This window comes from Nonomuraea sp. KM90 (assembly GCF_052246675.1).
GTDB lineage: Bacteria > Actinomycetota > Actinomycetes > Streptosporangiales > Streptosporangiaceae > Nonomuraea.
The window spans coordinates 1-24,780 of the sequence record NZ_JBQQCB010000093.1; the positions used below are offsets into that span (position 1 = coordinate 1).

Annotated in this window: 25 protein-coding genes and 1 pseudogene; 17 read left to right on the forward strand and 9 right to left on the reverse strand. The window is 72.2% G+C overall.

The annotated features are described in order from the left end of the window. From ACTWPW_RS47190 to ACTWPW_RS47200, 3 genes and pseudogenes are all read left to right on the forward strand, one after another. Positions 1-275: pseudogene (locus ACTWPW_RS47190) on the forward strand (ketosynthase chain-length factor); the annotation flags it as partial. Continuing rightward, entirely contained in the window at positions 272-1,300 is a 1,029-nt protein-coding gene (locus tag ACTWPW_RS47195; protein WP_443172606.1) for a ketoacyl-ACP synthase III family protein, read from the forward strand. The pseudogene ACTWPW_RS47190 and the gene ACTWPW_RS47195, both read left to right, overlap by 4 nt. A gap of 1 nt (position 1,301) precedes the next feature. After that, positions 1,302-2,357 (forward strand): acyltransferase domain-containing protein, encoded by a 1,056-nt coding sequence (locus tag ACTWPW_RS47200; RefSeq protein WP_443172607.1) that lies wholly within the window; start codon positions 1,302-1,304, stop codon positions 2,355-2,357. Here the strand turns inward: ACTWPW_RS47200 and ACTWPW_RS47205 are convergent. Next, the gene (locus ACTWPW_RS47205; RefSeq protein ID WP_375113798.1) at positions 2,286-3,146 is read right to left on the reverse strand and encodes a class I SAM-dependent methyltransferase; all 861 of its coding nucleotides are present in this window, start codon (positions 3,144-3,146) and stop codon (positions 2,286-2,288) included. The genes ACTWPW_RS47200 and ACTWPW_RS47205 overlap by 72 nt on opposite strands. Positions 3,147-3,267: 121 nt before the next feature. Between ACTWPW_RS47205 and ACTWPW_RS47210 the strand changes: the two genes are divergently transcribed. Genes ACTWPW_RS47210 through ACTWPW_RS47235 form a run of 6 tightly spaced genes read left to right on the forward strand, consistent with a single transcriptional unit; the run spans position 3,268 to position 8,747 of the window. Continuing rightward, positions 3,268-3,705, forward strand: coding sequence for an ester cyclase (locus ACTWPW_RS47210; RefSeq protein WP_364129779.1), 438 nt, complete (start codon positions 3,268-3,270; stop codon positions 3,703-3,705). Further along, complete coding sequence (locus tag ACTWPW_RS47215; protein ID WP_375113800.1) at positions 3,705-4,745, forward strand: methyltransferase; 1,041 nt, start codon at positions 3,705-3,707, stop codon at positions 4,743-4,745. Before ACTWPW_RS47210 ends, ACTWPW_RS47215 begins: the two co-directional genes overlap by 1 nt. Further along, complete coding sequence (locus ACTWPW_RS47220; RefSeq protein WP_443172608.1) at positions 4,742-5,665, forward strand: alpha/beta fold hydrolase; 924 nt, start codon at positions 4,742-4,744, stop codon at positions 5,663-5,665. The genes ACTWPW_RS47215 and ACTWPW_RS47220 overlap by 4 nt, the downstream gene beginning before the upstream one ends. Further along, positions 5,662-6,948 (forward strand): cytochrome P450 family protein, encoded by a 1,287-nt coding sequence (locus tag ACTWPW_RS47225; RefSeq protein WP_443172609.1) that lies wholly within the window; start codon positions 5,662-5,664, stop codon positions 6,946-6,948. The genes ACTWPW_RS47220 and ACTWPW_RS47225 overlap by 4 nt, the downstream gene beginning before the upstream one ends. Positions 6,949-6,950: 2 nt before the next feature. After that, positions 6,951-8,237: an activator-dependent family glycosyltransferase gene (locus ACTWPW_RS47230; protein WP_375113803.1), complete on the forward strand. Its 1,287-nt coding sequence runs from the start codon at positions 6,951-6,953 to the stop codon at positions 8,235-8,237. A 12-nt stretch (positions 8,238-8,249) separates the two neighbouring features. Continuing rightward, entirely contained in the window at positions 8,250-8,747 is a 498-nt protein-coding gene (locus tag ACTWPW_RS47235; RefSeq protein ID WP_375113804.1) for a flavin reductase family protein, read from the forward strand. 23 nt (positions 8,748-8,770) lie between these two features. Here ACTWPW_RS47235 and ACTWPW_RS47240 read toward each other — a convergent pair whose 3' ends face one another. From ACTWPW_RS47240 to ACTWPW_RS47250, 3 genes are all read right to left on the reverse strand, one after another. Beyond that, entirely contained in the window at positions 8,771-9,400 is a 630-nt protein-coding gene (locus ACTWPW_RS47240; RefSeq protein WP_375113805.1) for a response regulator transcription factor, read from the reverse strand. Positions 9,401-9,411: 11 nt separating this feature from the next. After that, positions 9,412-10,857, reverse strand: a complete 1,446-nt coding sequence (locus ACTWPW_RS47245; protein WP_375113806.1) for an acyl-CoA carboxylase subunit beta — start codon at positions 10,855-10,857, stop codon at positions 9,412-9,414. 169 nt (positions 10,858-11,026) lie between these two features. Continuing rightward, positions 11,027-11,695 (reverse strand): LmbU family transcriptional regulator, encoded by a 669-nt coding sequence (locus tag ACTWPW_RS47250; protein ID WP_443172610.1) that lies wholly within the window; start codon positions 11,693-11,695, stop codon positions 11,027-11,029. 204 nt (positions 11,696-11,899) lie between these two features. Between ACTWPW_RS47250 and ACTWPW_RS47255 the strand changes: the two genes are divergently transcribed. Next, positions 11,900-12,514: a TetR/AcrR family transcriptional regulator gene (locus ACTWPW_RS47255; protein WP_443172611.1), complete on the forward strand. Its 615-nt coding sequence runs from the start codon at positions 11,900-11,902 to the stop codon at positions 12,512-12,514. 5 nt (positions 12,515-12,519) lie between these two features. Here ACTWPW_RS47255 and ACTWPW_RS47260 read toward each other — a convergent pair whose 3' ends face one another. Then, complete coding sequence (locus ACTWPW_RS47260; RefSeq protein WP_443172612.1) at positions 12,520-13,353, reverse strand: ABC transporter permease; 834 nt, start codon at positions 13,351-13,353, stop codon at positions 12,520-12,522. After that, entirely contained in the window at positions 13,350-14,330 is a 981-nt protein-coding gene (locus ACTWPW_RS47265) for an ATP-binding cassette domain-containing protein (protein ID WP_443172613.1), read from the reverse strand. Before ACTWPW_RS47265 ends, ACTWPW_RS47260 begins: the two co-directional genes overlap by 4 nt. Before the next feature lie 135 nt (positions 14,331-14,465). Here ACTWPW_RS47265 and ACTWPW_RS47270 point away from each other — a divergent pair, with 135 nt between their 5' ends. Further along, entirely contained in the window at positions 14,466-15,197 is a 732-nt protein-coding gene (locus tag ACTWPW_RS47270; protein WP_443172614.1) for an FAD-dependent monooxygenase, read from the forward strand. Here the strand turns inward: ACTWPW_RS47270 and ACTWPW_RS47275 are convergent. Continuing rightward, positions 15,163-16,131: a helix-turn-helix transcriptional regulator gene (locus tag ACTWPW_RS47275; protein WP_375113812.1), complete on the reverse strand. Its 969-nt coding sequence runs from the start codon at positions 16,129-16,131 to the stop codon at positions 15,163-15,165. The genes ACTWPW_RS47270 and ACTWPW_RS47275 overlap by 35 nt on opposite strands. A gap of 145 nt (positions 16,132-16,276) precedes the next feature. Here ACTWPW_RS47275 and ACTWPW_RS47280 point away from each other — a divergent pair, with 145 nt between their 5' ends. From ACTWPW_RS47280 to ACTWPW_RS47290, 3 genes are read left to right on the forward strand one after another with little or no spacing between them, the layout of a single operon-like run. Next, complete coding sequence (locus tag ACTWPW_RS47280; RefSeq protein WP_375113813.1) at positions 16,277-17,344, forward strand: glucose-1-phosphate thymidylyltransferase; 1,068 nt, start codon at positions 16,277-16,279, stop codon at positions 17,342-17,344. Next, the gene (gene rfbB / locus ACTWPW_RS47285; RefSeq protein WP_443172615.1) at positions 17,341-18,270 is read left to right on the forward strand and encodes a dTDP-glucose 4,6-dehydratase; all 930 of its coding nucleotides are present in this window, start codon (positions 17,341-17,343) and stop codon (positions 18,268-18,270) included. Before ACTWPW_RS47280 ends, rfbB begins: the two co-directional genes overlap by 4 nt. Before the next feature lie 8 nt (positions 18,271-18,278). Next, the gene (locus ACTWPW_RS47290; protein ID WP_443172616.1) at positions 18,279-19,745 is read left to right on the forward strand and encodes an FAD-binding oxidoreductase; all 1,467 of its coding nucleotides are present in this window, start codon (positions 18,279-18,281) and stop codon (positions 19,743-19,745) included. Positions 19,746-19,806: 61 nt separating this feature from the next. On the opposite strand, the gene ACTWPW_RS47295 is transcribed toward ACTWPW_RS47290, so the two are convergent. Next, entirely contained in the window at positions 19,807-21,024 is a 1,218-nt protein-coding gene (locus ACTWPW_RS47295) for a methyltransferase domain-containing protein (protein ID WP_443172617.1), read from the reverse strand. A gap of 14 nt (positions 21,025-21,038) precedes the next feature. Next, on the reverse strand, positions 21,039-21,818 hold the full coding sequence (locus ACTWPW_RS47300) for a cyclase family protein (protein ID WP_443172618.1): 780 nt from the start codon (positions 21,816-21,818) through the stop codon (positions 21,039-21,041). 205 nt (positions 21,819-22,023) lie between these two features. Here ACTWPW_RS47300 and ACTWPW_RS47305 point away from each other — a divergent pair, with 205 nt between their 5' ends. Genes ACTWPW_RS47305 through ACTWPW_RS47315 form a run of 3 tightly spaced genes read left to right on the forward strand, consistent with a single transcriptional unit; the run spans position 22,024 to position 24,766 of the window. Then, positions 22,024-23,199 carry an acyl-CoA dehydrogenase family protein gene (locus ACTWPW_RS47305; protein ID WP_443172619.1) on the forward strand — a complete coding sequence of 392 codons (1,176 nt, stop codon included), beginning with the start codon at positions 22,024-22,026 and terminating at the stop codon, positions 23,197-23,199. Further along, positions 23,196-23,801, forward strand: a complete 606-nt coding sequence (locus ACTWPW_RS47310) for a dTDP-4-dehydrorhamnose 3,5-epimerase family protein (RefSeq protein ID WP_375113819.1) — start codon at positions 23,196-23,198, stop codon at positions 23,799-23,801. Before ACTWPW_RS47305 ends, ACTWPW_RS47310 begins: the two co-directional genes overlap by 4 nt. Continuing rightward, positions 23,798-24,766, forward strand: coding sequence for an NAD-dependent epimerase/dehydratase family protein (locus ACTWPW_RS47315; RefSeq protein WP_443172620.1), 969 nt, complete (start codon positions 23,798-23,800; stop codon positions 24,764-24,766). Before ACTWPW_RS47310 ends, ACTWPW_RS47315 begins: the two co-directional genes overlap by 4 nt. Positions 24,767-24,780: the final 14 nt, after the last annotated feature.

The following is a 24,780-nucleotide window of genomic DNA, read 5'->3' on the forward strand; positions in this document are numbered from 1 at the left end:
TGGCGGCGGTGTTCGGGCCGCGCGGGGTCCCGGTGACCGCCCCCAAGACGCTGACCGGGCGGCTGTACTCGGGGGCCGGGCCGCTGGACATCCTCACCGCGCTGCTCGCGCTGCGCGACGGGGTGGTGCCGCCGACCGCGAACGTGACGGACGTCGACCCGGAGCTGCCCGTCGACCTCGTGCTCGGCGCGCCCCGGCCGGCTTCGGGCACCGCCGCGCTGGTGGTGGCCAGAGGGTTCGGCGGGTTCAACAGCGCGATGGTCGTGCGCGCATGAGCGGCGAGCTGTACATCTCCGGCTGCGGGACCTGGCTGCCGCCCGCCGTGCCGGTGCGGGAGGCGCTGGCGGCGGGCGAGTGCGAGGCCGCTCTGGCGTCCTCGACGGGCATGGCCGCGGTGGCCACCGCCGGCAAGGAGACGGGGCCCGAGATGGCCGCCCGCGCCGCCCGTACCGCGCTCGACCGGGCGGGGGCGGGCCCGGCCGACATCGACCTGGTCCTGCACGCGAGCCTGTACTTCCAGGGGCACCACCTCTGGGCGCCGGCCTCCTACGTGCAGCGGGTCGCGGTCGGCAACTCCTGCCCCGCGATGGAGGTCAGGCAGGTCTCCAACGGCGGGATGGCCGCGCTGGAGCTGGTCCGGCGCTACCCGGGCACGGGCGCGCTCATCACGACGGGCGACCGGATGACCCCGCCGGGCTTCGACCGCTGGCGCAGCGATCCGGGCACGGTCTACGCCGACGGCGGCACGGCTCTGGTGCTGTCGCGCTCGGCCGGGTTCGCCCGGCTGCGCAGCCTGACGACGGTCTCCGACCCCGCGCTGGAGGGCATGCACAGGGGCGGTGACCCGTACGGTGACCCGTCGCCGGACGAGCAGCCCACCGTCGACCTCGGCCTGCACAAGCGCAACTACGTACGCGAGATCGGCACCGCGGCGACGGCCGCGAAGGTGCGCGCCGGCCAGGAGGCCGCCCTGTACGGCGCGCTGGACGCGGCGGGCGCGGAGCTGGCCGACATCGACTGGTTCGCGCTGCCCCACCTGGGCCTGCGCCGGCTCAAGGCCGCCTACTTCACCGGGTTCGGCATCGAGCCCGAGCGCACCACCTGGCCGTGGAGCAGGCACGTCGGGCATCTGGGCGCCGGGGACCCGATCGCCGGGCTAGACCACCTGGTGTCGACCGGCGCGCTCCGGCCGGGCCGGCTGTGCCTGCTGGCCGGCGTCGGTGCCGGCTTCACCTGGTCCTGCGCGGTCGTGGAGATGCTGAGCCGCCCCTCGTGGGCGCCGGAGGAGGAGAGGTCCTGACATGGAAGCGGTCCTGCTGATGTTCCCCGGGCAGGGGTCCCAGCACCCGCGGATGGCGTGGGGGCTGTACGGCGAGGAGCCCGGGTTCACCGCCGCGATGGACAAGGTGTTCGCGGCCTTCGGCGAGGCGGGCGCCGAGTTGCGCCGCGACTGGCTGAGCGAGCGCCCGCGGGTGCCGCTGGACCACGTCACCCGTTCGCAGCCGCTGCTGTTCGCCATCGACTACGCGCTCGGCAGGACCCTGCTGGAGCGCGGGGTGCGGCCCTGGGTGATGCTGGGGCACAGCATCGGCGAGATGGCCGCCGCCGTGCTCGCCGGGGTCTTCACCCTGGCCGACGCGGTGGCCCTGGTACGCCAGCGGGTCCGGCTGCTGGCGGCCTCGCCGCCCGGCGGCATGCTGGCGGTCTCGGCCGGGGTGGCGGCGCTGGAGGGCCTGCTGACCGAGGACGTCGTGGTGGCGGCGGAGAACGCGCCGCGGCAGACGATCGTGGCCGGGCCCAGCGAACCGCTGGCCGAGGTGGAGCGGGCGCTGCGGGCTGAGGGTTTCACCTGCGCCCCCGTGCCCACCCTGATCGCCTTCCACAGCCCCTCGCTCGCGGCCACCGTCCCACCGGCCGTGGAGAGCTTCGCCGGCACGCCGGTGGGCGCGCCGCGGATCCCCCTGTACTCCGGGTACGCGGCCCGGCCGATGACGCTGGAGCTGGCGGCCGATCCCGGCTACTGGGCCCGGCACCCGGTGGCGCCGGTGCGGTTCTGGCCGGCGCTCGACGAGATCCTGTCCACCGGCTCCCCGGAGGACGGCGTGGTCTGTGTCGAGGCCGGCCCCGGGCAGGGGCTGAGCACGATCGCGCGGCGGCACCGGGCCGTGCGCAAGGGGCCGGGCAGGGTGGTGCCGCTGCTGCCCGCCCGGGCGGGTGGCCCGGAGGCGAACCCGGAGGCGGGCAGGGCGGCTGACAGAGCGGCGTTCGCGACCGCGCTCACCGCTCTACCGGGCGACGCGGGCCGTGACGAAGCGGACCGGCACGTCGATGACCAGCGGCCCGCTCCCCTGGCGTAGCGCGTCGAGCCCGGCGATGAGGCGCTCGCGCAGCTCGGCGGCCTGAGGCTCCGGCAGGTGCTGCCACAGCAGCCGCATGCCCTGGGTGTGCGACCAGTCGACCCACTGCTCGGCCGTGGCGGCGGTCATCCGTACCGGCTCGTCCAGCACGACGACCTCGCCGAAGCCCGCCCGCTCCAGCGTCGCCGCCAGGTCCGCCGGATGCTCGAGCCAGCTGTTGAAACGGCGCACCAGCGATTCCGGCTGCCATTCCGGCGGCAGGTGCCGGAGCAGCTCGGGAGAAATGAGCGGGGTGAACTCGGGGGGCAGGAACGGAAATTCCCCGGTTCTGAAGACGGGGCTGGTGAAAGCCAGCCGCCCGCCGTCGGCGATTAGCCCGGCATATCGCGAGAGCGCCGCCGGGGCGTCCGGCAGGAAAATGATGCTGTAGCCGCCCTGCACGACGTCGAAGGACCGGGCGGGCAGCTCCGGCCTTTCTCCGTCCATCACCCGCGCCTCGGTGTTGCCCAGGGCGCGGGTCTCGATCTCCTCGCGCACCTCGGCCACCATGGCGGGGGCCAGGTCGATGCCCAGCACGTGACCGCTCGGGCCGACCTTCTCCGCGGCCGGGAAGAGGCTGGCTCCCCGGCCGCATCCGACGTCCAGCACGCGTTCGCCGGGGGCGGGCGCGGCCAGCTCGACCAGCCGCCGGCCCATGGGGGTGAAGAACTCGACCCCCATCTTGTCGTACTTCGCCGCCGCGGCGTGAAAGACGGTTGCGATCTGTTGTTTGTACGTCGATGTGTCCACGCATACCCAGTATTCGAGCAGCCCTGGAGAACCGGTTGAGAACGGGTGTAGTCACATTGTCCGAACGAACACCGGGCGCAAATAATCAAAGGGAGATTTCCCCATTGGAGCGGAGTAAGTGATGAGTCAGCAGATCGCCACCGTCCGCCGCATGGTCAACGCCTACAACACCGGTGAAACCGGCGATGTCGCGGAGTACATTCACCCCGAATATCTCAACCCCGGCGCCCTGGAGCACTACCCCGACGCGCGCGGCCCGGAGGCGTTCGCCGGCGCGGTCAAATGGCTGAAGTACGCCTTCTCCCCCGAGGCGCACCTGGAGGAGGTCGGCTACGAGGAGAACGGCGAATGGGTGCGCGCCAAGCTCGTCCTCTACGGCCGCCACGTCGGCAACCTCGTCGGCATGCCGGCGACCGGCCGCCGCTTCTCCGGCGAGCAGATCCACCTGATCCGGATCGTCGACGGCAAGATCCGCGACCACCGCGACTGGCCCGACTACCTGGGCACGTACCGGCAACTGGGCGAGCCCTGGCCGGAGAACGGCGGCTGGCGACCCTGATGAAGGACCTCGAAGCGCTCAGGACCCTGATCCGCCTGGGCAGTCTGCACACCCCGATGGCGGTGCGGGTGGCGGCCACGCTGCGCCTGGTCGACCACATCCGGGCCGGCGCCACCAGCGCGGGAGAGCTGGCGGAGCGGACCGGCACCGACCCCGACGCGCTGGCCCGGCTGGTCCGCCACCTGGTGGCGATCGGCGTGCTCCAGGAGAGCGCGCCGGGCCGGCTGGCCCCGACCGAGGTGGGGCTGCTGCTCGCCGACGACCACCCGGCCGCCCAGCGGGCCTGGCACGACCTGAACCAGATCGTGGCCAGAGCCGACGTCGGATTCGTCCGGCTGCTCGACGCCGTCCAGACCGGCCGCCCGACCTATGCCGACTTCTATGGCAAGACCTTCTACGACGACCTGGCGGACCGGCCCGACCTGCGCGAGTCGTTCGACACGCTGATGGCCTGCGACCAGGACGTCGCCTACGACGCCCCCGCGGCGGCCTACGACTGGAGCGGGGTCCGGCACGTGTGCGACGTCGGCGGCGGCACCGGCGGGTTCGTGACCGCCATCGCCCGCCTCGCCCCGCACGTCACGGCGACCGTCGTGGAGCTGCCCGGCACCGCGGCCGCCGCCCGCGAGCACCTGGCCGCGGAGGGGCTGACCGAGCGTGTCGAGGTCGTCGAGGCCGACTTCTTCAAGCCGCTGCCCTGCGCGGCCGACGTGATGATCCTGTCGTTCGTGCTGCTCAACTGGCCGGACGAGGAGGCCGTACGCATCCTGGAACGTTGCGCCGAGTCGCTGGAGCCGGGCGGCCGGATCCTCGTCTACGAGCGCGACGACCTGGAGGAGAGCTCGAGCAACGAGCTGTTCACCGAGCTCGACCTGCGGATGCTGGTGTTCCTCGGCGGCCGGCTGCGCACCCGCGACGCCTGGTGGGACCTGGCCGCGCGGGCCGGGCTGGACGTGGAGGCCGTGCACCGGCTGCCCTCCCCCACCATCCCCTTCGACCTGTCCCTGCTCGTTCTCGCTCCTGCCGGGGAGGCCCCATGAGCACGCGCATGATCACCAGCGGCGACGTCACCCTGTGGAGCGAGGGCTTCGGCGACCCCGCCGACCCGCCCATGCTGCTCGTCGCGGGCGGCAACCTGTCGGCGATGTCCTGGCCCGACGAGTTCGTCGAGCTGCTCGCCGCGCGCGGGCACCACGTCATCCGCTACGACCACCGCGACACCGGCCGCTCGTCCCGCGTCGACTTCGCGAGCCGCCCCTACATCTTCGACGAGCTCGTCCTGGACGCGGTCGCCGTGCTGGACGGGTGGGAGGTCGCCGCCGCGCACGTCGTCGGCATGTCGCTGGGCCACACCATCGGCCAGCTGCTCGCCCTCGACCATCCCGGGCGGCTGCTCAGCCTCACCGTCATGCTCGGCGGCGCGCTGGACGTCGACTTCGACGCCGCCATCGAGCACGCCACCGCCGGCCGGCCGTCCGCCGACGGCCTGCCACCGCCCACCCAGCGCTTCCTCGACGTGATCGCGCTGATGTCGCAGCCGGTGGACGGGCCGGAGGCCGAGCTGGAGCGCAGGGTCGAGAAGTGGCGGCTGCTCAACGGCGCGGACCTGCCGTTCGACGACGAGGAGTTCCGCCGCCGCGAGCTGCGGGCCATCGCGCACGCGGGCACGTTCCAGGAGCCGATCACGCACCACCTGATCGCCCAGCCGCCGGTCTCGCGGGGTGCGGAGCTGGCCGGCGTGACCGTGCCCACGCTGGCGATCCAGGCCGTGCACGACCCGGCCGCGCCGCCGCCGCACGCCCGCCACGTCGCCGAGCTGATCCCCGGGGCGCGCGTACGGGACATGCCGGGGATGGGGCACGCGCTCGCCTCCGCCGTCCACCTGCCCCTGGCCGCGGCGATCTGCGAGCACACCCACCAAGCTGCCCATCAGGTCATCACGGGAGGAGCACCACGATGACGACCACCACGATGACGCCCGTCTCGGAGAGCGAGCTCGGCCGCCACCTGCTGACGATCCGCGGCTTCCACTTCGTGCTCGGCGCCCTCGGCGACCCCTACGCGCGGCTGCTGCACGGGGACGGCGACGGCACGGCCGCCATCGGCGAGGAGATCCGGCGGCGCGGCCCGCTGTACCGCAGCGAGCTGGGCCCCTGGGTCACGGCCGACGCCGAGGTGGCCGCCGCGCTGCTGCGCGAGCCCCGGCTGGACACCGGCCACCCGGGCGCGGGCCAGGACCACGTGCGGGAGAACCTGTGGGAGACCTGGCGGACCTGCCACGTCACCCCGCTGAGCGGCACGCCGCTCACGCTGCCGCTGGCCGAGTACGCCAGGCTCGCCCGGCTCAACAACCCGGTGCTGGGCCCCCGCGTCGCCGGGTCCTGGCGCGCCGACGTCCGGCGCGCTCTCTCCACCGTGCTCGACCCGCTCGGCCCCCGCTTCGACCTGGTCACCGACCTGGCCGGACCCGCCGTCGCGGCGGCCCTGGCCGCGGTGCTGGGCTTCCCGGACCCGGCGGCCGCCGAACTGGCCACGCTGCTGCCCCGGCTCGGCGTCGCCCCCGACTCCGTGCTCTGCCCGCCCCGCCTCCCGGTGGCCGGCGAGCTGGCGGAGGCCGCCGCCCGCGCCCGCGAGCTGGCGCGTGACCTGGTCGAGGAGCGGGCGGCCGGCCCTCGGGACGACGCGGTCAGCGCCCTGCTGGCGACCGGCCACGACCGGGCCGACGTGGCCCAGGTCTGCCTGCTGCACCTGGTGGCGGGGGCCGGGATCGCCACCGCCACGCTGGCCGGCGCGGTCGTGGCGCTGCTCGGCCACCCGGACCGGTGGGCGGCCCTGCGGCAGGACCCAGGGCTGGCCGCCGACGCCGTCGAGGAGACGCTGCGGTGGGCGCCGCCGGTGCGCATCGTCAGCCGGATCGCCCAGGAGCCGATCGCGATCGCGGGTCAGGAGATCGACGCCGACGACCACGTGGTGATCCTGGTGGACGCCGCCAACCGCGACCCCTCGGCCGGCCCCGACCCCGATCGCTTCGACCCGGCCAGGAAGAACGCGCTGAACCTGTCGCTGACCGGCGGCGGGTACGAGGAGCTGGTGGCGCCCCTGGCCCGGCTGATCGCGACCGAGGCGGTGCGGGGCGTGGCCACCCGGATGCCCGGCCTCAGGACCGACGGAGCGCTCCTGCACCGCATGCGCTCGCCCGTGGTGCAGGCCGTGCTGAAGCTGCCGATGTCGACAGGGGGATGACGATGCGCGTGTTGATCACGGCCTTCGCCATGGACGCCCATTTCAACGGGATGGTGCCACTGGCGTGGGCGCTGCGTACCGCCGGGCACGAGGTCCGGGTGGCCAGCCAGCCGAGGCTGGCGGACAGTATCACCAGCGCGGGGCTCACCGCCGTGCCGGTGGGCGGCGACCATCAGGTGGAGCAGGTGATGGCGGCGGCCGCCCCCGGCGTGTTCGCCCTGCACCAGAACCCCGACTACCTGGAGGGCCGCTCCGAGCTCCTGGACCTGGCCTTTCTCGAGGCCTCCACCACGATGCTCACGGCCACCTTCTACTCCCAGATCAACAACGACTCCATGATCGACGACCTGGTCGGCTTCGCCCGCTGGTGGGAGCCCGACCTGGTGATCTGGGAGCCGTTCACCTTCGCGGGGGCGGTCGCGGCGCACGTCACCGGGGCCGCGCACGCCCGCCTGCTGTGGGGGCCTGACCTGTTCCTTCAGGCGTACCAGCGGTTCCTGCACCTGCTGGCGCCGGAGCCCGCCGAGCGCCGGGACGACGCCATCCGCGAGTGGCTGACCTGGACTCTCGGCCGTTTCGGGTGCTCGTTCAGCCCCGAGGTGGTCACCGGGCAGTGGACGATCGACCAGATGCCCGCCAGCGTGCGGTTCGATCTGGACCAGCCGCTGGTGCCCATGAGGTACATCCCGTACAACGGGCCGCTGCCCGCCGTGGTGCCGCCGTGGTCGCAGTCCGACCCGGACCGGCCCCGGGTGTGCGTCACGCAGGGCATGACCGCGCGCACGACCGGCTTCTCCGGGCTGGACGCGGTGGCCGAGCTGCTGGAGTCGGTCGCCGAGCTCGACGTCGAGGTGATCGCGACGGTGAAGGAGAGCGACGGCCTGCGCCCGCTGCCCGGCAACGTGCGCGTGGTGGACAACATCCCGCTGCACGTGGCGCTGCCGGACTGCGCCGCGGTGCTGCACCACGGAGGCGCGGGCACCTGGGCGAGCGCGGCCTTCTACGGCGTGCCGCAGCTGAACCTGGCCTGGCAGTGGGACGACGTCTACCGCGCCCGGCAGATGGAGAAGCTGGGCGCCGGCATGTACCTGCCGCCCGGCCCGGCCCGCGAGGCGTGCAGCGTCCGGGACAGCCTGGCCCACCTGCTGGGGCAGAGCTCGTTCCAGGACGGCGCGGCCCGCATCCGAGACGAGATGCTCGACTGCCCCACGCCGAACGACGTGGTGCCGGCGCTGGAGGACCTGACCGTGGCGCATCGCCGTACCCGGATGAGCCCGCACCCCTGCTGAGAACGGCTGCTGATGAACGGCGAACACGTGAGTGAGGAGCAGTTCCGCCGGGCGCTGGCCGGGCACGCGGCCGGGGTGGTGGTCGTCACCGCCGCGGTGGGGGACGTGCCGGTCGGGCTGACCGCCACCTCGTTCTCCTCGGTCAGCCTGCGGCCGCCGCTGGTGTCGTTCTACATCGGCCAGTCGTCGTCCACCTGGCCGTGGCTGCGCAAGGCGGACCGGTTCGCGGTCAACGTGCTGGCCGGGGACCAGGCGGACCTGGCCGCCCGTTTCGCCGGCGCGAACGGCGACCGCTTCGGCCCGCCGACACTCTGGCGCGCCGACCACCTGGGCACCCCGCTGCTGGACGGCGTGGCCGTGCACCTGACCTGCTCCCCGTACACCACGGCGGACATCGGCGACCACGTGCTGGTCGTCGGCCTGGTCACCGGCACGCGGATCGCCGGGAGCGGGGAGCCGCTCCTCTACCACCGGGGACGCTTCGGGCAGTTCACCCCGGACGGCCGGTAGGCCCGGCCGGTCAGCCCGGCCGGTCAGTAGATCCAGCCGGATTCCCTGGCGATGCGGATGGCGTCGATGCGGTTGCGGGCCTTCAGCTTGTTCACGATGACCGTCAGGTAGTTGCGGACGGTCCCCGGGGAGAGGTAGAGGCGGCCGGCGATCTCCTTGGCCTCGTCGCCCTCCGCGGTGAGCTGGAGGACCTCCAGCTCGCGCTCGGTCAGCGGGCAGCCGATGGAGCCCCACGCGGCCAGGGTGACGTCGGTGTCGAAGACCCGGTGGCCGGCCGCGACCCGGCGGATGGCGTCGGCCAGCTCCTCGGGTGACGACTTCGTCAGCATGAGCCCGCCCAGCCCCGCCGACAGCGCCTGGCGCACGGTGGGGAGCTTGGCGAGGCTGCTGAGCAGCAGGGTCTCGCAGTCGGGCAGGTTCTCCTTCACCTCGACCGCCGCCTCCAGGCCGTCCCTGCCGTGGATGTCGGCGTCGATGACCGCGACCTGCGGGTTCTGGTGCTTGGCCGTGGCGACGATCTCCTTGCTCGCGGGCCCCGCGCCGACGACCTCGATGTCGGCCTCGAGGTCCAGCAGGGCGACCAGCGCGCCTCGGAGCATGTCCATGTCTTCGGCGATGATGACTCGGATCACGTCGTCTCTTCTGGCGGACATGTCGGTGACCTTCACTGCGGGAGGTTGTCGTGTCGGAAGCGCGGGCGTACGGCGCTGGCCAGCGTACGCAGCGTGGCGGCCAGGACGGGCCTGGTCTGCTCGGGCTCGATGATCTCGTCGGCCGACAGCCGCTCGGCGGGCAGGTGAGGGGCCATCACCTCGCGCTCGTAACAGGCCATCAGGTCCTGGCGGGCGGACGGATCCCGGCCCAGCTCGCGCCGATAGACGATGTCCACCGCCCCCTCGACGCCCATGACGGCCATCTGGGCGCCCGGCCAGCAGAAGACCGCGTCGGCGCCCAGCGACTTGGAGTTCATCACGATGTACGCCCCGCCGAACGCCTTGCGCAGCACCACGGTCAGCCGCGGCACGGTCGCCTCGGAGAAGGCGTACAGCAGCTTGGCGCCCTTGCGGATAACGCCGTTCGACTCCTGTTTGGTGCCGGGCAGGAAGCCCGAGGTGTCGACCAGGGTCACCAGCGGCACTCCGAACGCATCGCAGAGGCGGACGAATCGCGCGCCCTTCTCCGAGGCCGAGATGTCCAGGGCGCCGGCCAGGGCCTGCGGCTGGTTGGCGACGATGCCCACGGAGCGGCCCTCGATGCGGGCGAACCCGATGACCAGGTTGCGGGCGAAGCGCGCCTGCAGTTCGAGGAAGCTGCCGCGGTCCACGATCCCGCCGATCACCTGGCGGACGTCGTAGGCGGTGCGCGGGTTGGCGGGTAACACGGGAAGGGGTCCCGGCCCGGCCGGCTCCCCCATGGGCACCTCGGACCAGCACGAGTCCGGCAGGTACGACAGGACCTGGCGGGCCAGGTCCATCGCCGCCGCGGAGTCGTCCGCCACCAGGTGGACCACGCCCGAGTGGCGCGCGTGCACCTCGGATCCGCCGAGCTCGCCCGGCGTGACGTCCTCGAAGGTGACGGCCTTGACGACCTGCGGCCCGGTGAGGAACATGTGCGCGCTCTCGCGCAGCATGATGACCACGTCGGTCAGCGCGGGCGAGTAGACCGCTCCCCCGGCGCAGTTGCCGAGGATCAGGCTGAGCTGCGGCACCCGGCCGGAGAGCTGGGCGTTCGCCCGGAAGATGGCCCCGTAGCCGTCCAGCGCCGCCAGACCTTCCTGGATGCGGGCGCCGCCGGAGTCGAGCAGCCCCACCACCGGGATCCTGGCGCGTTCCGCGCGCCGGAGGGTTCCCACGATCTTCGCGGCGTGCATCTCTCCCAGAGAGCCGCCGAGCACGGCCGAGTCCTGGGCGAACAGCCCGATCGGGCGGCCGCCCACGGTCGCGTTCCCCGTCACGACCCCGTCGCCGACGGGACGTTTGGCCTCCATGCCGAAGGCGGTGACCCGGTGCCGCGCGCGGCTGCCGAATTCCAGAAAGGAGCCCGGGTCGACCAGCATGTCGATGCGGCGGTGGGCGTCGATGTCGCGAATCGGCTGCGCGACTGAGGTCATCACATACTCCAAATTGCCGCCGTGAATTATCCGGGCATTTCTCTGATCTCCAGGAATGCAATACAAACATTCACGTTCGGGCATGTCAACCGACATGAATGCGCCGATTCAGGCATCGGTGAAATACGCGGGAGCGCTGCCTGCGCATTTGATTGGCATTTGACGCCGATTAGAGGTCGGGGGCGTCGTCCGTCGCGGCGTCGTCCAGGGTCGTCGCGATCCAGTCGACCAGCGGCAGCTCGGCCGCCTCGGCGGCCTGCGACCAGCGTTCGGCGCGCTCGGAATCCAGCGGGATGACCACCTGTGCGGGATTCCGCTCGCCGCGCCCGCGTAATCTCCGGCGTTCTCGGAGCTCCCGGCGGAGACGTTTCACCGACCATTTCTCCTTTTCCGCGCGGGCCAGCCAGTCGTCCTGGTCCGGCTCCGGCAGGGAGGCTGTCTCGGCGTGGTGCTGGAGGCTGAGCGTGTCCCGTCGACGGGACACCGGGAATTTCCGCGCCACCCACGCGTAGTTGCGCAATGTCTGGTAGTCGAGGGCGGTCTCCTCGATCACCACCCGGTAGCGGTCGGGGAAAGCCCGTTCCCCGTACAACAGCCAATCCCCCAGCCACCACGCCGACGAATCGGTGATCCGTTTCAGGTGCCGTCCGATCCGGCCCCAGGATTCGAGGGTCAGCCCCGTGGGAATGCGCAGCTCGACGGTTCCGGCCTGGATACCGGCGTCCATTCCGAGCGGCCCTCGGCCGGGCCGCCGTCCCGGCCCGACGCCATTGGGGGAGCCGGCCGGACGCGGCAAGCCGTCCTGATTCCCCGGCTGATTGTTGAAACTCGAATCCATGGAGGTTAGTTTCTCCCTAGCGAGGAATGTCGCCGCACGTTTCCCCGCGGCCCGTACCCCCATGACGGCATCACATGCCCGCAGGCGAATATCACGATCCGCACGCGTCGATGCGAACAGTGACAGTCGCTGGTCGCGCGGCCGTGGCCGGCCCCGTCCGGCGCGGCTTTCTCTGTTCCTGGCGGTGAAGGCGATGACCACCGAGTGACTTTCGAGTACACCGGAAGCGGTGACCCCGCGCGCACGCTGGCGCTGCTGTGGCGCACGGCCGAGCCGGTCGGGCGCAGGGGGAGGTCCGAGCTGAGCGTCGGCCGCATCGCCCGCGCCGCGATCGAGGTGGCGGACGAGGAGGGCCTGGACGCCCTGTCCATGCGCCGCGTGGCCGAGCGCCTGGGCGTGGGCACGATGTCGCTCTACACGTACGTGCCGGGCAAGGCCGAGCTGTTCGACGTGATGCTCGACCTCGTCTACGGCGAGGCGCACCGGAGCGGGAGCGGGGGCGGCTGGCGGGCCCGCCTGGCCCGGATCGCCAGGGAGAACCGGGAGCTGCACCTCCGCCACTCCTGGCTCCTGCGGGTCGCCACCAGCCGGCCGGCGCTGGGTCCGAACGCGCTGGCCAAGTACGACCACGAGCTACGCGCGATCGACGGCATCGGCCTGACCGACCTGGAGATGGACGCCGTCCTGACGCTGATCGACGGACTGGTGCACGGCATGGCCGGCCACGACGCGGAGCGGCCGGGCCATCCGTGCCGCTCCTTCGAGTTCGCCCTCGCCCGCGTCCTGGACGGCATCGACGTCCTGATCTCCAGGAGGTGAGGGCGTCAGTGCGCGTTCTTGTTGCGGTAGAGGTGCACCGCCAGCGGCGCGAACACCAGCGTGGTCACGGCCGCGATGATCAGCCCCCACATGACGTCCCAGAACCCCGCCGTGCCGTGCATCAGCGTGCGTGACGCCGTGGCCGCGTGGCTGATCGGGTTGATCTGCACCAGCGTCTGCGTCCACGACGGCATCGTCTCCGGCTGGACGAAGATGTTGCTGGTGAACACCAGCGGATAGATCACGATCATGCTGGTGCCCGAGACCCGCTCGGGGACGCTGGCCACGACGCCGATCGCGGCGAAGATCCAGCTGATGCTGAAGCCGAAGACGATCAGCACGGCCATGGCCGCGAGCACGCCCGTGATCCCGCCGGCGGGCCTGAAGCCGAGCAGCAGCCCGAGCCCGACGGTCACCGAGAGGGCGATCACGTAGCGGACGATGTCGCCGACCAGGTTGCCGGCGATGGTCGCCGGCTGCCAGAACGGCAGCGTCCTGAACCGGTCGAAGACGCCCTTGTTGATGTCGGTGTTGATCGCGGTGCCGGTGTAGACGGTCATCAGGATGACGCTCTGCACGGCGATGCCCGGCAGGAAGAACTGCAGGTATTCCTGGGTGGAGCCGGCGAAGGCCCCGCCGAACATGTAGGTGAACAGCAGCAGGAAGATGATCGGCAGCAGCAGCATGTCGATGAGCTGGGCCGGGAAGTGCTTGAACGCCATCGCGCCGCGCCACAGGTGGGTCACCGTGGCGGAGAGCGCGCTCGCCCGCGGCGGGCGCTCGCGCACCGACACCGCCGCCCTGACCGGGTCCTCGACTCGCTGGGTGGACTGTGTCATGCCTTGCTCTCCTCCCTGACCGGCGTGTCGTCGGCCTTGTGTCCGGTGAGCGTGAGGAACACCTCGTCGAGGCTGGGCTGCCGCACGGCGAACTCGACGGTCTCGATCGACGCCGTGGCCAGGGCGCCCAGGGCGGGGATGACCCGTGTGCTGTCGTCGACCCTGGCCGACAGGCGGGCCGGGTCGGTCTCCAGGTGCACGGGCACGTCGAGCTCGCGCCCGAGCAGTTCCTGCGCCCTGGGCCGCAGCTCGGGCTCGCGCAGCTGCACCTGGAGGGCGATCGAGCCGACCGACGACTTCAGCTCGCCTGTGGTGCCCTCCGCGATGACCCTGCCGTGGTCGATGACCGCGATGCGGCTGGCGAGCTCGTCGGCCTCCTCCAGGTATTGGGTGGTGAGCAGGATCGTGGTGCCGGAGGCCAGCAGCGCCTTGACGATGTCCCACACCTGGTTGCGGCTGCGCGGGTCCAGCCCGGCCGTGGGCTCGTCGAGGAAGAGCAGGTCGGGGGTGACCACGATGCTGGCGGCGATGTCCAGCCGCCGGCGCATGCCGCCCGAGTAGGTGCTGACCAGCCGGTCCCCGGCGTCGGTCAGCTCGAAGGCCCCGATCAGCTCGGCGGCGCGCTCCCTCGCGCGCTGCCAGCCGTAGCCCTGGAGCCGGCCCATGAGGACCAGGTTCTCCGTGCCGGTGAGCGCGTCGTCGACCGAGGCGGCCTGCCCCGTGACGCTGATGCGCCGGCGTACGGTGTCGGACTCGCGGACCACGTCGTGGCCGAAGATCGTGGCGGTGCCGCCGTCGGGGTGGAGCAGCGTCGCGAGCATGCGGATTAACGTTGACTTCCCAGCACCGTTGGGGCCGAGGACGCCGTAGACGACACCGGACGGGACCACGAGGTCGATCTCGTCGACGGCCTTCGTCTCGCCGAAGCTCTTCCGCAGGCCCGCGGTTTCTATAGCTGGCGTGCCGTTATTCCTCATGCTTCCGACGATAACCCGGCAGCGCGGTCAGTTCCTGACCGCATTGTCCGGCGCAGCCGATTTCTCCAGCGATACTCAGCGGAAACTCGACCAAATAATCCGACCCTGGGATTCCGTTCGAGTCAGGAGGCCGGCGTGGAATTCGAGGTAATCGTGGTCGGGGGCGCGCTGGCCGGCGACGCGGCCAAGGTCACTCCCCCGACGGGCGGCATGGGCGGCAACACGGCGGTCGGCGACGGCTTCGACGTGGCGTGGAAGCTGGCCGCAGTGCTGCGCGGCGAGGCCGGCGACGGCCTGCTCGACAGCTACGGGCACGAGCGCGGGCAGGTGGCCCGGCTCGTGGTGGACGAGTCGCTGAGCATCTACGCCGAGCGCATGGCGCCGCACCTGGCCGACAGCGTGCCGCGCGGCCGCGGCACCGCCGAGGTGTTGATGGGCTTCCGCTACCGCTCCGGCGCGGTGATCAGCGAGGACGACGACCCGGCCCCCGTCGAGGACCCGCTGCGCCCGACGGGCCGCCCCGGCTTCCGCGCCCCGCACGTCTGGGTGGAGCGCGACGGCGTCCGCCTCTCCACGGTGGAGCTGTACGGCGACGCCTGGGTCCTGATCGGCGACGCCGGCTGGGCCGGGGCGGCCTCGGCGGCGGCCCGCGGCCTCGGCGTCACCCTGCGGGCCCACGCCCTCGGCCGCGACCTCGCCGACGCCGGAGGAAAGGTGGCCCGGCTCTACGGCATCGGCCGCGAGGGCGCGAGCCTGGTCCGCCCGGACGGCGTGGTCGCCTGGCGCGCGACGGGCCCGGCTCGGGACCCCGAGGCCGCCGTCCGTGCCGCGCTCACCAGGGTTCTGGCCCGGACACCGCGCGGATGAGCCGGCCCGACAGCAGCCGGATGTACTCGATCAGCTCCGGCGGCTCGTGCACCTCGAAGTCGACGTCGAACATGCCGATCGTGAGCGCCAGCCACTGCAGCGAGTCGGCGGCGGTGCGCAGCATGCAGGTGCTGTCGTCGACCTCGGTGAGGATGCCGTCGCGCGGCCTGATGCGCTCGGCGATCCGGGTGATCGGCGCGTGGAAGGTGATCAGCGCGCGGTAGCGGGCCAGCGAGGACGTGATGGACTCCGCCACGTACGCGGCCACGTCCTCGGCGGGCAGCTCGCGCGCCTTGAAGCGCACCCCCGTGGCGTACGGCGCGGAGAGCCGGTCGATCCGGAACGTGCGCCAGTCCTCCCGCTGCAGGTCCCACGACATCAGGTACCACTTCCTGGCGACGTGGACCAGCCGGTACGGCTCCACGAGCCGGTTGCTCTCGCTCCCGTCGCGCTTGGCGTAGGCGAACCTGAGCCGCTCGCGGTCGCGGCACGCCTGCGCGATCACCATCAGGCACTCCGGGTCCACGACGGGCCCCGCCACGGTCACCGGGACGGTGTAGTTCTGCAGCGCGTTCACCCGGCTGCGCAGATGGCCGGGCAGGACCTGCTCCAGCTTGGCCAGCGCCCGCACCGAGGTCTCCTCGATGTCGGCCACCGAGCCGCCCGCCGCGGTGCGCAGGCTGATCGCGACGGCCACCGCCTCCTCCCCGTCGAGCAGCAGCGGCGGCATGGCCGTGCCCGCCTCCAGCCGGTAGCCGCCGTTCGCCCCCGGCGTCGCGTGCACGGGGTAGCCGAGCTCGCGCAGCCGGTCGATGTCCCTGCGCAGCGTGCGCGGGCTGACCTCCAGACGTTCGCACAGGTCGGGCCCCGTCCAGTAACGGCTGTTCTGGAGCAGGGACAGCAGGCGCAGCATGCGCTGTGGCGTGTTAGCCATGCACCCCATCGTGGCACGCGTTGCGGTCAGAATCCGGCCGCAATCCGGTGGAACGCCGGCCGCCTGCCGTCAAGATGATTCCTTCACGCATGCCCGTGAATATTCGCCATTACGCCTGGTCAACGGCGATTTCTATAATTATTGGGTGAAGGGACTCATGCTTGCCGGAGGTTCGGGCACCAGATTGCGCCCCATCACGCACACCTCCGCCAAACAACTCGTGCCAGTGGCCAACAAACCCGTGCTGTTCTACGGCCTGGAGGCGCTCGCCGACGTCGGCATTCGAGAACTCGGCATGGTCGTGGGTGACACGCATGCCGAAATCGAGGCCGCCGTCGGCGACGGTTCGCAATTCGGCCTCGAGGTGACCTATTTACGGCAGCGCAAGCCGCTCGGGCTCGCCCACGCCGTACTGATAGCCCGCGATTATCTCGGTGACGACGACTTCGTCATGTACCTCGGCGACAACTTCATCGTCGGCGGCATCGACGACATCGTGGCCCGGTTCGTCCGGGACCGGCCCTCGGCCCAGATCATGCTCACCAGGGTCAACGACCCGCGCCAGTTCGGCGTCGCCGAACTGGACGGCCGGGGCCGGGTGGTCAACCTGGAGGAGAAGCCGCGCGAGCCCAAGAGCGACCTGGCGCTCGTCGGCGTCTTCCTGTTCACCCCGGAGGTGCACGAGGCGGTGGCCGAGCTGAAGCCGTCGGCCCGCGGCGAGCTGGAGATCAGCGACGCCATCCAGTGGCTGATCGAGGAGGGCCGGCGGGTCGAGTCGCTCACCATCTCCGGCTACTGGAAGGACACCGGCAACGTCACCGACATGCTGGAGGTCAACCGGCTGGTGCTGGAGTCGCTGGAGAGCCGGGTGGACGGGCGGGTGGACGGCGAGAGCGAGCTGATCGGCCGGGTCGTGGTCGAGCCGGGCGCGGTCGTCGAACGCTCCCGCGTCGTCGGCCCGGCGATCATCGGCACCGGCTCCCTGGTGTCGGGCAGCTACGTGGGGCCGTTCACCTCGATCTCGCCGGACTGCGCGATCGTGGGCAGCGAGATCGAATACTCGATCATGCTGCCCCGCGCCTCCATCACGGGCGTGTCCAGGGTCGAGGCGTCGCTGATCGGCCACGAGGTCCAGGTCACCCCCGCGCCCGACACCCCCCGAGCCCACCGGCTCGTGCTGGGCGACCACAGCAAGGTCCAGCTGAGCTCATGAGGAAGGTGCTGGTCACGGGCGGCGCCGGGTTCATCGGCTCGCACTTCACCCGGGCCCTCCCCGACGCCGAGATCACCGTGCTCGACAAGCTGACCTATGCCGGCGACCTCGCCAACCTGGACGGCGTGCGGTACACGTTCGCGCAGGGCGACATCTGCGACGCCGGGCTGCTGAAAGAGGTGGTGCCCGGCCACGACCTGGTGGTCAACTTCGCCGCCGAGTCGCACGTGGACCGCTCGATCGAGGGCGCCGCCGTGTTCGTGCGGACCAACGTGCTGGGCACCCAGACCCTGCTCGACGCCTGCCTGGAGGCCGGGGTGCCGAAGGTCGTGCAGGTCTCCACCGACGAGGTCTACGGCTCGATCGACGAGGGCTCGTGGACCGAGGACGCGCCGCTGCGGCCCCGGTCGCCGTACGCGGCCTCGAAGGCGGGCGGCGACCTGCTCGCCCGCGCGTACGCGATCACCCACGGCCTGGACGTCTCGATCACCCGCTGCGGCAACAACTACGGGCCGTACCAGTACCCGGAGAAGATGATCCCGCTGTTCGTCTCCCGCCTGCTGCGGGGCCGCAAGGTCCCGCTGTACGGCGACGGCGGCAACGTGCGGGACTGGATCCACGTCAGCGACCACTGCGCGGCGATCCGGCTGGTGGCCGAGGCCGGCCGGCCGGGCGAGGTCTACCACGTCGCCGGCACGGCGGAGCTGACCAACCTGGAGCTGACCGAACGCCTGCTGGCCGCCTGCGGCGCCGGCTGGGAGCTGGTGGAGCACGTCGAGGACCGCAAGGGACACGACCGGCGCTACTCCCTGGACGACGCCAAGCTGCGCGCGCTCGGTTACCGCCCGACGGTCGGCTTCGAGACCGGGCTGGCCGAGACCGTCCGCTGGTACGCCGACCACCCCGGCTGGCATTCCGACCTGTGAGGAGCGACATGTACCCCGTGACCGTCGACAAGGCCGATCCCCGCTACCCGGACCTGGCCGGCCGCGGCATCAACGCCCGGTTCCCGGCCGACCCCGCGAAGATCGTCCTGGCCGGCGAGACCGAGCACGTGGTCCGGGCCGTGGAGGACGCGGTCAGGGCGGGCGAGCGGCCGGCCGTGCGCAGCGGCGGGCACTGTTTCGAGGCGCTGGTCGACCATCCCGGGACGCGGACGGTGCTGGACCTGTCGGAGATGAAGGCGGTCGGTTTCGACCCGGAGCTGAAGGCGTTCTCGGTCGAGCCGGGCGCGACCCTGGGCGCCATGTACCGGACGCTGTTCCTCCGCTGGGGCGTGACCGTCCCGGCGGGCCGCTGCCCCGAGATCGGCGTCGGCGGGCACGTGCCGGGCGGCGGGGGCGGCGCGCTCTCGCGCGCGCACGGCCTGTCGGTCGACCACCTCTACGGGGTGGAGGTCGTCGTGGTGGACGAGTCGGGGCGGGCCCGCGCCGTGCTGGCGACCCGCGAGCCGGACGACCCCCACCGCGACCTGTGGTGGGCCTGCACCGGGGGCGGCGCCGGCGCCTTCGGCGTGGTCACCCGCTTCCTGTTCCGCTCGCCGGGCGGCGAGCTGTCGCTGCCCGCGCCGCCGGCCGCCGTGACCAAGCAGACCGTCCGCTGGCAGTGGGCCGACCTGGACGAGGACGGCTTCGTCGGGCTCGTGCGCGCGTTCTCGGCCTGGCACGAGCACAACAGCGCGCCCGGCAGCCCCGGCGCCCGGCTCGACAACAGCCTGACCCTGCCCCGCGCCGGCGGCGGGCCGATCACCCTGGAGAGCGCGGTCGAGGACGGCCACGCCGGGCTGGCCGACGCCTTCCTCGCCGAGGTCCGCCGCGCCGTGCGCGCGGAGCCCGAGACGGAGGTCTCGACCAGCCCGTTCCTGGCCGCCGCGCTCGTCCCCGACGAGTACGCCGGGGTGAAGGGCCGCTTCAAGTCCAAGGCGGCGTTCCTGCGCTCGTCGTGGACGGAGGAGACGATCGCCGGCCTGTACCGCCGGCTCACCGACGAGTCGGGGTACCAGAACCCGGCGGCCGCCTTCTACCTGCTCTCCCACGGCGGGGCGATCAACGCCGCCGGGCCCGCGGACACGGCGATGGCGCACCGGGACGCCGTGCTGAAGGCGTACGGGTCGGTGTTCTGGTGGGACCCCCGCGAGGACGACCTGCACCTGAGCTGGATCCGCGAGACCTACCACGGCCTGTTCGCCGAGGCGGGCGGCGTGCCCGACCCCGATCGCGGGTACGGCGGCGCGTTCGTCAACTACGCCGACGCCGACCTCGCCGACCCGGAGCTGAACCGGAGCGGGGTCCCCTGGCACCGGCTGTACTTCCGCGACAACTACGCCGCGCTGCAGCGGGTGAAGGCCCGCTGGGACCCGGGCGACACCTTCCGCCACGCCCTGTCGGTCCGGCTGCCCTGACGCGGCACAGCAGGAAGACATCGCCGGGCGGGATCCGCCCGGCGATGTCTCGTGGGACCCCCTAGAGGACGCGGACCTCGGGCACGTAGACGATCCACCTGCCGCCCTGGGCGGCGAACTCCTCCTCCTTGGCCAGGATCTCCTCGGTGTGGTTCCACGCGAACAGCACCGCGTAGTCCGGGTACGGCCGGCCGAACTCCTCCGCCGACCTGATCGGGATGCGCGAGCCGGGCATCAGCCGCCCGATCTTCGCCGGGGTCGTGTCGTAGACGCACGGCAGCAGGTCGGGGCCGATGCCCGCGTAGTTCGTGACGGTCGCGCTCTTGGCGGTGGCGCCGTATCCCGCGACGCTGAGCCCCCGCCCGCGCAGGTCGCGCAGCAGTGCGACGAGGTCCGCGCAGATGCGGTCGATGCCGTCGCCGAGCTTCTCCAGCGTGCCGAGTTCGGCCAGCCCCCGGCTGGTCTCTTCCGCGATCAGCGCCGGGACGGCCGGGCTCGGCGCGCGCTCGCCCCTGCGGGCGATGGTGTAGCGCACCTCGCCGCCGTGCACGGGCAGCCGGTGCACGTCGACCAGCTCGAAGCCGAACCGGTGGGCCACGCCGCGCACCGACCGGGCGGTGAACAGGAAGAAGTGCTCGTCGTAGATCTGGTCGAAGGTGTTGCGTTCCACGATGTCGCCCAGGTAGGGGTCCTCGAAGACGAACACCCCGCCGGGGCGCAGCAGCGCGTCCACGCCGCGGAAGATCGAGTCCAGGTAGGGGATGTGGCAGATGGTGTTGGCCGCGTAGATGACGTCCGCCGGGCCGTCCTCGCCGGCGATCAGCCGGGCCGTCGTCTCCTCGAAGAAGTCCGTGCGTACGCGTACGCCGTCCTTCCTGGCCAGCTCGGCGACCCCGCCCGAGGGCTCCACGCCCAGGTGGCGCACCCCCGCGTCCTTGATCACGCCGAGCATGACCCCGTCGTTGGACCCGATCTCCACGCAGAACGGGTCCTCGCCGGTCAGCTCGGTGGCGAGCAGGTCGCGGGCGGTCTGGGCGAAGTGCTCGCGCATGCGCCGCGATCCGGAGGAGTGGTACGGGTAGTCGTGGTGGAACATCCGGTCCCTGGGCACCTCTTCGAGCAGCTGCACCATGGTGCACCGGGTGCACAGCCCCACGGCCAGCCGGAAGTGGTAGGCCTCGCCGGATTCCTGCTCGGTGAGGAAGGTGTCGGACAGCGGCTGCTTTCCGAAGTCGAAGAACTTCCTGACTTCACCTTCACAGACACGACATTTGCTCACATCGGGCTCCTGCTCTACTCCGCGAAGATGGCGACCGCTCGGGCCCAGCCCGCTCCGGCGCCTGTGATCTTGATGGGGAAACACGCCACCTGGAAGCCGTACGGCTCCCCCAGCGCGTCCAGGTTGGCCAGCCGTTCGATCTGGCAGTACTCCCTGCTGCGCCCGGCCACGTGCGCCGGCCACAACACCGAGGGGTCGCCGCCGGCCCGGTAGCGGGCGATGACGTCGCCGAACGGCGCGTCCAGGCTGAAGGCGTCCGTCCCGATCACCCGTACGCCCAGGTCGAGCAGGAGGTGGACCGCGGGGCCGTCGAGCCCGGTGAAGTCGGTGAAGTACCGCTGCGTCCCCGCCCAGGCCGACGCGCCGGTGTTGAGCAGCACGATGTCGCCCGGCCGGGGCCGGCGGCCGGCCCGCTCGACGGCCTTCTCCACGTCGGCCGCGCCCGCGACGGACCCCTCGCAGCCGGTCAGGTCGAGCAGCAGCCCCGGGCCGTAGAACCACTCCAGGGGCAGCTCGTGGATGTCCCGCGGCCGGCCGTCGCCGTAACGGGCGCGCGAGCCGTAGTGCGACGGCGCGTCCACATGGGTGCCGGTGTGCGAGGTGAGGGAGAGGCGATCCAGCGACAGGAACTCCCCGTCGGGCAGCTCGGCCGGATCGAACACCACCCCGAAGTGCTCCCGCATCTCCTCGGCCATGTGCGCGGCCCCCTGGGCCGGGGTGAGGATCTCGTGCCCGATCGGGTCGGGCTCCCACGCTGACGCGTCCACAGAGCTGCTGATGTCGACCAACCGCACCGGCTGCCTCCCGCCACTCGATCCGCTCACTCGATCCGCTCACTCGATCCGCTCACTCGATCCGTCGCCTTCGAGCACAGCGGTTGCCGCTGGAGTGTGGTTGGAGCGCGGGTGGACCAAACACCCGAAAGCGCTTCTCCAGCGCCATCGCCCAGGCTGATCCCGACGGTTCACCCGACCTACCCGACGAGCCTACGGAGCGACCATGGCACCTGATCTGCGAGCGCCCGTGACCCCCGAGGGACGCCGGCTCCTCTCCTTGCTGCGACCGCACCTGCCGGTGCTGGAGCGCGAGGCGGAGGCGCACGACCGCGCGGCGCGGTTGCCCGCGCACCTGTTCGCCCAGCTGGGCAAGGACGGCGTGCTCGGCGCCACCGTGCCGGCCGGGCACGGCGGGCTCGGCGTCACTTCCATGCACGACGTCGCCGTCGCGCTCGGCGAGGTGGCCAAGGCCGACGCCGGGGTGGCGCTGGCCCTGCACATGCAGTTCAGCCGGGGCCTGACGCTGACCTACGAGTGGCGGCACGGCCCGCCGCGGTCCCGCGCGCTGGCCGACGACCTGCTGCGGCAGATGGCCGCGGGCGAGGCGGTGGTGTGCGGCGCGGTCAAGGACGTCGGGCAGCCGACCACGCTGACCAGGGCCGACGGCGACGGCTACACGCTGACCGGGCGCAAGACGCTGGTCAGCATGGCACCGATCGCCACCCACTTCGTGATCTCCGCGCAGGTGCGCGAGAACGGCGATCCGGTACGCCTGGCGGCCCCCGTGGTGCCCCGTGACAGCGCCGGCCTGACCGTGGAGGACAACTGGGACGGGATGGGCATGCGCTCGTCCGGCAGCGTCGACATCACCTTCGACGCCGTCCCCGTACCCGAGAGTCACGTGCTGCCGCGCGGGGCGCTCGGCGAGCCCGACGACGCGGCGCTGGCCGGCCAGACGGTCAGCTCGATCACGATGCTCGGGATCTACACCGCGCTGGCCGAAGCCGCGCGGGAACTGACCGTCGCGCACGTGCGCAAGCGGGGCCGGGCGGCGCCCGCCGTGCTGACGAAGATCGCGGAGATCGACATCAGGCTCTACGCGCTGCGCTGCGCGGTCGCCGCCGCGCTGGACAACGCCGACCGGCTGTCCGAGGACCACAGCGGCGACCCGGCCGAGCGCGGGCGGGCCATGATGACGCCGTTCCAGTACGCGAAACTGCTGGTCAACCGGCACGCGGTGGACGTCGTGGACGACTGCCTGAGCGTGGTGGGCGGGGCCGCCTACACCGGCTCCCATCCCCTGTCGAGGCTGTACAGGGACGTCCGGGCCGGCGGGTTCATGCACCCCTACAACTACGCCGGCGGCGTCGACTACCTCAGCGGGCAGGCCCTGCGATGAAGGCCCGCGAGCTGGCCGTCGAAGGCGCCTACGAGTTCGTGCCCGACATCTTCCCCGACGAGCGCGGCCTGTTCGTCTCGCCGTTCCAGCACACCGCGTTCGAGGCGGCCGTCGGGCACCCCCTGTTCCCGGTACGGCAGACGAATCACAGCAGGTCGCGCCTGGGTGTGGTGCGCGGCATCCACTACACGGTCACCCCGCCGGGGACCGCCAAATACGTCTACTGCCCGAAGGGGCGCTCGCTCGACATCGTCGTCGACGTCCGCGAGGGCTCGCCGACGTACGGCAGGTGGGAGGCCGTGCTGCTGGACCCGCACGAGTTCCAGTGCGCCTACCTCCCCGTCGGCGTGGGGCACGCCTTCATCGCCCTGGACGACGACACCGTGATGGCGTACATGCTCTCCGAGGAGTACACCCCGGCCAACGAGCTGGCGCTGTCGGCGCTGGATCCGGCGCTGGGGCTGCCGATCCCGACCGAGTGGGGCGAGCCGCTCCTGTCGGACCGCGACCGGGTGGCGCCGACGCTGGAGGAGGCGCGCGTGGCCGGGCTGCTGCCCGGCTACGAGACCTCCCGAGCGGTGGAGCGGGCGCTGTGGGTATGACCTCCCCGCGCGTCGTGGTGCTGGGCGGCACCGGCAGCGTCGGCAGGCAGGTGTGCGCGGCCTTCGCCGCCCACGGCTGGGACGTGCTGGCCGTGGCCAGGTCCGCCGCGCCGCACCTGGCGGGCACCCCGTTCACCGCTCTCGACATCACCGCGGCCGACCCCCGGCGCCTGGCCGAGCTGTTCGGCACGCCCAGGGCCGATGCCGTGGTCAACACGGCGGGCGGGTGGGGCGACACGCCCGAGGAGATGACGTACTCGCACCTCCGGCTGGTCGACCGGCTGCTGGAGGGACTCGCCCTGGTGGCGCACCGGCCGCGGCTGGTGCACGTCGGCTCGGTGCACGAGTACGGCCCCGTCCCGCACGGCACGCTGCTGCGCGAGGACGTCGTGCCCCGCCCCGTCACGCCGTACGCGCAGGCCAAGCTGGCGACGTCGCAGGCCGTGCTGGCGGCCGCCGACGAGCGCGGGATCGACGCGGTGGTGCTGCGGGCGGCCAACATGTCGGGGCCCTACCCGCCGCAGGAGAGCTTCCTGGCGGCCCTGACGCTGCGCATCAAGCGCACTCTGGCGGCCGGCGAGGTGCTGGAGCTGAGCGTCGCAGACGCCCGGCGGGACTTCATCGACGTACGCGACGTGGCCGCCGCGATCGTCCGGGCGGCCACGGCGCCCCTGGACAGCCGGGTGATCAACATCGGCCGGGGCGAGGCGGTGCCGATCAGCTCGCTGGTCGGGTGGCTCATCGAGGCCTCCCGCTTCCCCCACGACCGGATCAAGCAGCTGGACCGGGAGGTCCGCAGCAAGGGCGGCGACTGGACCCAGCTCGACATCGGCCTGGCCCGGCGCGCGCTGTCGTGGGAGCCGCGCATCGGCCTGCGCGAGTCCGTGCACGCCATGTGGTCCGCCTCCACCTCCGCCACCACGTCCGCCTCCACGTCCGCCTCCACGGGAGCGGGGACGGCCTGAGCGCCGCCCCCGCT